Raw genomic sequence first — 9,428 nt, 5'->3', positions numbered from 1 at the left:
GCCCTGTGGAATACAGGCTTAACCTCTTGGCGGCATAAAAATGGCGTAGCAGCCATAAAACTGCTACGCTAAAAAGTCTAACTTATTGGGGTCACATCACATATGCCTAAAGAGAGCCGTTTTTTATATTATGCAAAGCTTATTATAGAATTAGCCTGCAGCATTATTTTGTTTTTAAGCTTTCGGGAATTTTTATTCCAATGCTCTTTGCCGTCTCATTGTTTATTACAAGGTCTGTGTTCTCAAGAAAGCCTACAGATATTTCTCCTGGAGCTTCCCCTTTCAGAACCCTAGCTGCCATCTTGCCAGTTTGAAGTCCAAGATTGTAGTAGCTTATGCCCTCAGTTGCAAGCGCCCCGCTTTTGACATGGGCGTCCTCTGCCCCTATAAGGGCAAGCTTGTTTTCAATGCATTTGTTGGCTATTAGAGGCATTGCGGATGCAACCACATTGTCAGTAGGAGTATAGAGTACATCTATTTTGCCCTTTGCAGAATTGAGAGCCTGGTCTATGTCGTTTACAGTTGTAATGCCTATCTCAACTATTTTGAATCCGAACTTGCCTGAAAGCGCCTTGGCCTTTTCCACCTGGACAATCGAATTGGCCTCGCTTGTATTGTATATCATGCCAATCTGTTTAGCTCCCGGTACCAGTGTTTTCACAAGCTCGAACTGCTTTTCCATGGGAGCCGCATCACTTGAGCCTGTTATGTTACCGCCTGGCTTTTCAAGTGAAGCCGCAAGACCAGCCGCTACCGGATCAGTTACTGCCGTAAATACTATCGGGATGTCCTTTGTCGCGTTGGCTGCAGCCTGCGCTGAAGGCGTAGCTATAGCAACAATCAAGTCTTTTTTTGATGATACAAAGCCGTCAGCTATAGTCTGGGCTGTAGGCATGTCGCCCTGGGCATTTTGGAAGTCTATTTCGAGGTTCTCACCTTCAACAAAGCCCTCTTCCTTTAGCGCATCAATAATGCCTTTTCTTGCATCATCAAGCGCAGGGTGTTCCACAATCTGTGAAATTCCAATTTTGTACGTTTTGGTTTCTGAAGATGAAGAAGTGTCCGGAGCCTTTGAGCAGCCCGACAATAAAGACGTTGACAAAAGAATTGAAGCACAAAAAATAGATACGAGTTTCCTGACCATACTACCATCCTCCTGAGATTTGAAATTTTTGAATAGTTGCCGTTCATAAGACACTCTTCTACTCGCCCCAAGGGCCTACACATGCCTTCCTTTTTCAGACAGACAATACAATTAAATCGAGCGTCTTATTATGACACGATTTTAACATACATTAGTGCTTGTGTAAAGTTTTGTAAATATTCAGACATTTCAACATTGGTCGCCTCACGCTGGCCTGTCTTTGCTTGGCATTGCTGGGTAGCAACAAAATCCAAACCTGCACAAAAGAGTCCCGAAATATCCAGGACTCTTTCTTTAATTACCCAATTTTCAATTTACATATGGGTGCTGATCTCCTCGAGGGACTTGCCCATAGTCTCTTTTCCAAGGACCGCAACGACCACCGCAACAGCGGCAAATACGGCAGTCAGCATTAAAAACACATACCCAAAGCCAGCCTGTGTGCCGAATGCCTTGTATACTACGGGCACTACAAAAGGCGCCATGAAGGCCCCCAAACGTCCAAAGGCCGAGGCCCAGCCTGTTCCGCTTGCCCTTGCAACCGTGGGATAAACCTCTGGGGTGTAGGCGTATACACAGCCCCAGGCTCCAAGACTGAAAAAGTACAGCAGGCTTCCATATATTATGACCTCAGTTGTACTCCCCGCATGTCCGAACAGCCACGCTGCCACAGCAGTTCCGGCAAAATATAAGGCAAGCACCATCTTCCTTCCCACCTTTTCAACCAGATAGGCCGCGCTGAAATATCCGGGCAGCTGGGCAAGACACATTATAAGAGTAAACTCAAAGCTCCTTACAAGGTCAAAGCCTTTGTCAACCAGCAGGGAAGGCGTCCAGAGCACAAAGCCGTAGTAACCGAAATTTATTCCAAACCATATAACCCAAAGAACGACAGTACTCCTTACATATTTTTTCGACCACAAGTCTCCAAAGGTCACCCTGCCGTTAACCTGGTGCTTTGAATTCTCGCTTGTCGCCATTCCTGGCTCATAGCTTATGCCGGCCTGCTTTTCCATTATGCCAACAAGCTGGTCCGCCTCCTTTATCCTTCCTGCCATTTCAAGATATCTTGGCGACTCGGGGACAATCTTCCTGAAATAAGCGGCAAACAGCGCAGGCAGAGCGCCTACCCAGAATGCCGTCCTCCAGCCGTAAACAGGAATCATAAGATACGCAACAAGCGCGGCAGCTATCCAGCCCCATGCCCAGAAGCTCTCGAGTATTATAACGTTTCGTCCCCTGTCCTTTGTGGGCGAGTATTCGCTGACCAGCGTGGACGCGGCAGGCAGCTCACCGCCAAGTCCAAAGCCCGTAAGGAATCTCAGTGCCAGAAGCATCGGATAGCTCGTGGAAAAGCCTGAAAGCCCGCTGGCCACGCCGTAAATGATAAGAGTCCACATTATTACCTTTCTTCTTCCCCACCTGTCAGCAGCCATGCCGGAAAGAGCAGCTCCCAGCGCCATTCCAAGCATACCCGAGCTTCCAAGAAGCCCAAGCTGCCCGGTTGTTAGCTCCCAATCCTTTCCTATAGCAGCCATTACCCCGGCAACCATCCCTTGGTCCATAGCGTCGAACATCCAGCCTATGCCTGTCCAGAAGAGTATTTTTTTGAGCATTGGTGTAGTCGGTAGTCTGTCTATGCGTGATGTAATGCTTAGCATTTTTTTCTCCCTTCATTTTTAATGTGTTAATTCTACAGTCCGTTTTCTCTCCAGGCCTTCATGCCGCCCTCGAGTACAAGCACATTCTCGAACCCGGCCTTTTTTAGTATCTGTGCCCCTGTTGTAGCCCTGGCTCCAGAGCGACATACAGTTACAACAACATCCTGTTTATGACTGTGCACTTCCCGTTGCTTTATTGCAAGCTCGCCTATTGGAATGTTGAAAACTCCGTCTATATGACCCAGTGGCCCTTCAAGCTCTTCTTCCTCACGGACATCTATGAGCAGCAAAGTCTCCATGCCATTGCGAAGCCTATCGCTCAATTCTTGCACAGTTATATAGCCCACCTGAATTTCATTGACGCCCTCATCCATGGTCCCCTTTATCTCACAGGCAGCGACATCCACAGGGATCCAGGCTGCGTTGGGGTCCTGTGAGCAAGCGTAGTTCGCCTTTAATACGTCCTTCATCCACTCGGCAGGTCCGAGGCGCAAATCCTCGATATATCTTATAAATTCTTCCTTGCTGCGCTTTTGCAGATGGGGATTAGTCCTGCGCTGAGTTCCAAGGGTTGATGGCTGTCTGCCTCGGTACTCATGAGCTGGATAAACCACAAGCTCGTCAGGCAGCTCGTCCAGCCTTTTAAGGCTTTCCCAGTGATCTGCCGGGTCCCCTCCCGGCAGATCATCTCGCCCGGCGCCACCGTCGTCGAGGAAAAGGAAATCCCCAGTCATCAACTTGTCACCGACTATAATGCTTAGTGCGTCCTTAGTATGTCCAGGCGTGTAGATGAATTTGAATTCAACGTCGTTTATTTTTAAGATATCCCCGTCCTTTACTCGTATGCTCACGCATTTGGACGGTGCGTTTTCATGCATTACGTACTCGCAGCCTGTGGCGTCCTTAAGTGCGGAGCCTGCCGATATGTGGTCTGCATGGGTGTGGGTGTCAATAACATGGGTCAGCTTCAGGTTCCTGTCTTTCAAAAGCTCGATATAATATTTGAAATGTTCAATTACCGGATCAACAATAACAGCTGCGCCGTCCTGCTCATTTACTATAAGATAAGTTTTGCAGGAGTGAGGATTAAGCTGTTCAAACCTCATAATATTCCCTCCCTTTTGCCTCATATATTAAGGCACTAATCCTGATTTAAACTCTTAAATAAGACATTGAAAAGTGTAGAGTTTTTTTGCTTCTAGTATGATTATATACTATTAATCTGGAAAATTCATAAAAACATGTATGCTATTGAATCAGCTTATATGCTATCTGAGAAAATAGGCGTATCTGTAAAATATAGCATAGTCCATCACAATTTATTCACAGAATTGACATATTTCTTGCCTATAATAAAAGTAGATAAACTAATTAGTATTTCACTATACTTGCTGAACATATTTGACGAAAGGGGAGATAAAAATGATGCGAGGATTTTATGGACATGACTTCTGGTGGATGGGATTCACACCTATGATTATCAATCTTATTTTCTGGGGTGTAGTAATTTTTATCGCTGTAAAACTGCTCAACAACTATCTTAATAGAGTCGATGCTTCCAAGTCTAAGGAAGATTCTGCTATGGCCATACTCCGCGAAAGGTATGCCAAAGGCGAAATCGATGATGAGGAATTCAAGAAAAAAAAGTCAGAGCTGGAGTAAATTAATCTACTGTGCTCTGTGTTTGTGCTAACAAGGAGCAGGGGTTGTCAGTTTATGACTTCCCCTACTCCTTGCATTTACCTTGCTATTTTACCGATAAGCAGTCATCGTTATATAGTTGTAATCATTTATAATCACTTGTATTTAGGCCATTCCAGCTCCTGATGCTCCCATCACCAAATGAATACTCCGGCGTCCTTAGAGGGTATTTTATCTCCGATGAATAGTACCATGGATCATCAGGATGAAGCGGATTTTTCAGCACATGGAAATCCTCCGCCGGCATATAGCCCTGGCCTAGCAGAAAGCACTTCTTGCCGCTCGCATCCTCTGCAATATCAAGCACCAAAACCACGTGCCCCGAGCTTCCTCCTCTTATGAACATATCCCCCGCTTGAATGTCCTCCAAAGCTATAGCATGGCTTTCATTGTAAAGGGACAACGTGCCTGCGTAGACATACACCTGCTCAATATATTTCCTAAAGCCTTCATAAGTGTCGTCATAGCCGGCTCTTTTTACCCAGCGCACGGTGTTTCCACTAACCTCTAGCCTGTTGCCGCCCCGCCACTTGGAATATTCCATCAGAAAACCGTTTGTCAGGTGAAATGCAATACTTTCAAACTCGCCAAGGGACCAATAGTATTCCCCGTATATTCGCATCACTGAGTCAGCGCACTGTTGCAAATTGCCACTTCCCACATCCAAGTCAAAGACAGCTATGTGGGCGGACTCCCAAGCTGCATCCTGATAAAAGCACCGCCGAAACCATTAGCAGCATTATAATTTCCCTCACGCCTCTGCCCCCTTATATAGACCAGCTATAGTATGCTCTTGTTCGCCCTAGGCACTAGCATAGGCGGCATTTCGTTCTTCAGCCTCCAAACAAAGCTCATCGGCTTGCTTCCCGAGTGGCGAACATAGTCACACTCGCCTAGGAATATAAATGGCGACGTATATCCGTTTTCAACCTTGTATTCCCTTACAAACAAGGCTATTTTATTTCCTGTGGATTTGTGGTTTACATACCTTTTTGCAGTGGAGCTTCCCTCTGCGGTCCTGCTTTGTGTCTGCCAATGGAAGAGCCTGTCGTTTATAGCGTAGTCCTCATACAGCGTTGATGGCGAAAAATCCTTTTCAGACTTGTTGAGAGTTATGAAGAATATGTCGAGCTTCCGCTTGGCAAAGTGCTTTACGCCTTCTCTGAAGGCCGGACTGCTCTCCTCATTGTAATACCCAAGAGCCGCAAGCACCTGGGAAGTCGAATAACTGCTGTGGACTCCGAGAGGACATGGAAATCCAAGATCGCTTTCTATTTCAATAAGATCCATGTTTTCATAGTTGTAATGGAGAATGTCTAGGATTTCCTCCATCATTTCGGAGCATTCAAGTATTCTTCTTATCCCCTCCTCCATGCTGCCGAGACCTTCCGCCTTCGGATGTGAATTGTAGAAGGAATAGTAAAGCATTGAGAGCATAAGACTCTTCTCTTCCCCGTCTGCAGACCTTCCTCCCATATAGGCTATAAGGAATTCCAAAAGTCGTCTCGAATTCAGATGGAAAAGATTTGGAAGCCTCTTTGTTATGACAGCCTCAGCTTCATAATTGAAATCTTCTTTGACTCCCGCCTCGACCATCATCCTTCTAAATGTCCTGTCTCCGTTTTTGCCGTAAAAATCATATATTGACAGATGATGGTGCTTAAGGAAGTTGGCCAAGGTAAGCTCCAAGCCGGTATCAGCGCAAAAACACCTTATTTTTTCTACAAGATTCCTGCGGCTGCTTGAGCTTTCCTTTATGTTTCTAAGTATGTATTCCCTTGCCTGTTTTTCTAGCTGTATGTAGCAGCCCTTTGGCAGGTTGAAAAATCCATTCTGGACATAGTGCTTGACGGAGTGCTTAGTTCTACCTATTAAGGCTTTGAACTTCTCTTCGAAGCTGTAGTTTCTGTGAGCTTGTCCCACAAAGTCGAGTACAGTGAGACAATCCTTGCCCTCGCACAGCCTGAGGCCCCTTCCAAGCTGCTGCACGAATACAGTAAGGCTCTCTGTTGGCCTTAGGAAAAGCACAGTGTTTATCTCGGGTATGTCGACACCCTCGTTGTAGAGGTCCACTACGAATATGAGCTTTATTTCCCCCTTAGAGAGCATATGCCTTGCGTCTGTCCTGAGCTTTCCTTCGACTCCCGAATAAAGGGCGACTGAAGGTATGCCTGCTTTGCAGAAAAAATCGGCCATATATGTGGCATGCTCTATGCTCACGCAGAATCCAAGTCCCTTGACATCGTTTATATCAGCCACATAGCGCTGCAGGCTGCTTATGACCTGTTTGCTTCTGAGCTTGTTTGATGTGTACACATTTTCAAGCTCCTTGATGTCATAGCCTCTTCTGCCCCATTTGAGCCTTGAAAGGTCTATATCGTCAGAGACGCAAAAATACTGAAAAGGGCAGAGTAGCTTCCTGTCAATGGCCTCCGTCAGCCTCATCTCCCCTGCTATAGTATCCTCGAAATACTCGAGTACATTCTTGCCATCCATACGCTCAGGCGTTGCAGTAAGGCCAAGGAGAATTTTGGGCTTATAGTGGCTCAAGAGCCTCTGATAGGATCCTGCCGCCGCGTGGTGGAACTCGTCTACTATTATGTAGTCATAGAAATCCTCGGATGTCTTCTCGTAGAGCCTTGTGCTGTTGAAGCTCTGTATGCTTATGAAGAGGTTGTCTATGGCTCCCGGCACGTTGCCGCCACAAGCAGGTTTTTGTGCCTGCCGAACACCTCGCGCTCAACCCTGAGCTTTTCAAGCATCTCCTTCTGGTAGTGGTATGGCTGTATGTCGAACTCAACATATGAATCGTCGCGGCCTTGGCGACTTCTGCTTAGCGCTGCTCTCAGTCTCTCTGCATCCTGCTCGCTCTCCCCGCAAAAGTGCACGAATTCACTGTCGTTCCAATAGCTCTCGAATGTAGCCTCGAATTTTTTGAGTATGTCGAAGGAGTCCTTTTCAGTGACCTTTATGTTCCACTCGAGCCCCGAGGTTAGAGCTGGATTAGATATGTTTGACGAGCCTATGTAGGCAGTAGAAAATCCGGTCTCCCGTTTGAACAGATAGGCCTTAGCATGCAGACGCGTCCTGTCCACATCATACGATATTTTGACTTCTGTATTTTTGAGGCGGCTAAGCTCGAGTACGGCTTTGTAATCGGTGGCCTCCATGTACGAGGTTGTTATGACCCTGAGCCTACCATGCCTGTTTTCTGTGAAATCTTTAAGCTCCTCTATTATGCATCTGAGGCCGCTCCATTTTATGAACGAGACTAGCATATCGATGGAATCGGAGGTGGCTATCTCCTTTTTGAGCTCCTCAAGCATGCTGGGCTCGCAGTGTGACCCTGTAAACAGAGAGCTTTGTGAAATGGGTGTAGCAGGCCTTACTGCCTTCGCACTTCTTATGCCTCTAACACTGTTGAGCCTGGAGTAAATTGAAGTTAAAACCTCCCCTTCCTCCGATATCCTAAGGGCTTTGAACTCCTCCTCATCCAGCCTTTCCCCGAGAGCCGTAATCACGTCATTGCACGTTTCTATCTGGGAAAACAGCGCCTCTTTATCGTCTGAACAGCTGTCCCTTACATATTCAAGTGCCTTCCTGGTGACCGCAGAAACATATGAGGACAGCACCTTCCTGGCCTCCTCCACGTCGATATCCTCTCTGCCAACCTCGAAATCCCCAATTTCAAGTGCCTTAAGATCGCGCTTTAGCTTTTCGCTTATAATCTCTTCGTAGATTCCCTCTTTTAGCATGATGTCCCCCTTACGCTAATATTAATTATTTGAAACATCACCCGTTCTGCTGCGACAGCTTATTTGTCAAGCTGTACGACTTTATTTCCTATTCCTTAGGATAGTATGAAGGCTTGCATATTATCTCGTGTATTTTTGTTTCGAATATGTTGCTTGCATGTGCAGGTGTGATTACAACTGCCGTGTCCGCCCCTTTGCTTGAGCCACCAACAACGACAACAGGTTCTCCATAGGGTATTAGTCCGGCATCCAGCGCCATTACGGACACCTCCACGCATACCTTGACGCCTTGGCCAAGCATCCTCAAGGTATTGGCCATTATCTCAACAGGATAAGCCCCTCCAAATGCCCTGCTTATGCCCCTTTCGGCGCCGCTTAGCACATGGGTAGTAGACAGTACTTTTATCCCTGAGCCTTCGAGCTCATCCCTAACTTCCTGAGGCATTGAAGCTTTGCCCGGTTCTGAGAACCCATTTACATAAGTCACACATATCACATTAATTTCATCCCTAACTTTGAAAAGCCTCGCAGTGTCACCGCCGGAGGAAGCCACTACAATAGTTTCTATATTTTTCTCTTTAGCCGCCTTTATCGCAAGCGCTACCGTGGATTTTGTATTTGCCTTACCAATTGATTCATAATACATATTAATATCATCCTTTCAAGATTTTTATATAAGCATATTTATTATTTAATTTTATTTCGTGTTTAAACTGCTGTTTGCCGGGTATTTATTTAATATCAATTAAATATACTATTTATCTCAATATAATCATAAAAGGATATCAAGTAAAGATATAAAATCAGTCGTCATTTTAATTTAAGTAAGATGATGGAAGATAACAAAAATATCTTTAATAAATCCTAATATTGATTATACTAAAGAAAATACTATATTTAATTTTTATATAAAATATTATAAAGGGATGCTATATCCTGAAAGGAGCAGATTCCCAATATGTTTGAGAATTTGTCATCAAATGAAAAAGGACTTATCTTTTAATGTCAGTATACTAAAAAACTGAATTAAAAGAGAAAAGTCCTTTTTTCATGAAGTTCGAGTGTGTAAAATAAAGTGTGTATCTTCCTTAGAATTGATATAATCAAACTATCATTCAAGGAGGTACGCACTTTTTCTATGGGAATTTTAAGTAAAGACCAAATCAG

Annotated in this window: 7 protein-coding genes and 1 pseudogene; 1 reads left to right on the top strand and 7 read right to left on the bottom strand. The window is 45.2% G+C overall.

Annotated features, from left to right (window positions below; genetic code table 11):
- Window positions 1-163: 163 nt before the first annotated feature.
- The 3 genes from GT589_RS02185 to GT589_RS02175 form a co-directional block, all read right to left on the bottom strand.
- Entirely contained in the window at window positions 164-1,144 is a 981-nt protein-coding gene (locus GT589_RS02185) for an ABC transporter substrate-binding protein (protein ID WP_293395316.1), read from the bottom strand.
- Between the two features lie 314 nt (window positions 1,145-1,458).
- The gene (locus tag GT589_RS02180; RefSeq protein WP_293395313.1) at window positions 1,459-2,805 is read right to left on the bottom strand and encodes an MFS transporter; all 1,347 of its coding nucleotides are present in this window, start codon (window positions 2,803-2,805) and stop codon (window positions 1,459-1,461) included.
- Window positions 2,806-2,837: 32 nt separating this feature from the next.
- Window positions 2,838-3,911: an MBL fold metallo-hydrolase gene (locus tag GT589_RS02175; RefSeq protein WP_293395310.1), complete on the bottom strand. Its 1,074-nt coding sequence runs from the start codon at window positions 3,909-3,911 to the stop codon at window positions 2,838-2,840.
- Window positions 3,912-4,227: 316 nt separating this feature from the next.
- Here GT589_RS02175 and GT589_RS02170 point away from each other — a divergent pair, with 316 nt between their 5' ends.
- The gene (locus GT589_RS02170) at window positions 4,228-4,467 is read left to right on the top strand and encodes an SHOCT domain-containing protein (RefSeq protein WP_293395307.1); all 240 of its coding nucleotides are present in this window, start codon (window positions 4,228-4,230) and stop codon (window positions 4,465-4,467) included.
- 124 nt (window positions 4,468-4,591) lie between these two features.
- Here the strand turns inward: GT589_RS02170 and GT589_RS02165 are convergent.
- From GT589_RS02165 to GT589_RS02155, 4 genes and pseudogenes are all read right to left on the bottom strand, one after another.
- Window positions 4,592-5,197: pseudogene (locus tag GT589_RS02165) on the bottom strand (DUF4846 domain-containing protein); the annotation flags it as partial.
- An 89-nt stretch (window positions 5,198-5,286) separates the two neighbouring features.
- Entirely contained in the window at window positions 5,287-7,200 is a 1,914-nt protein-coding gene (locus GT589_RS10065; protein WP_330582839.1) for a DUF3427 domain-containing protein, read from the bottom strand.
- Window positions 7,185-8,261: a phospholipase D-like domain-containing protein gene (locus tag GT589_RS10060; protein WP_330582838.1), complete on the bottom strand. Its 1,077-nt coding sequence runs from the start codon at window positions 8,259-8,261 to the stop codon at window positions 7,185-7,187. Before GT589_RS10060 ends, GT589_RS10065 begins: the two co-directional genes overlap by 16 nt.
- Window positions 8,262-8,349: 88 nt before the next feature.
- On the bottom strand, window positions 8,350-8,907 hold the full coding sequence (locus GT589_RS02155; protein ID WP_293395304.1) for a pyruvate kinase alpha/beta domain-containing protein: 558 nt from the start codon (window positions 8,905-8,907) through the stop codon (window positions 8,350-8,352).
- Window positions 8,908-9,428 lie beyond the last annotated feature (521 nt).

Source organism: Peptoclostridium sp. (genome assembly GCF_009881055.1).
Classification (GTDB): Bacteria; Bacillota; Clostridia; order Peptostreptococcales; family Peptostreptococcaceae; genus Peptoclostridium_A.
This window is presented reverse-complemented; position numbering and strand designations above follow the sequence as displayed.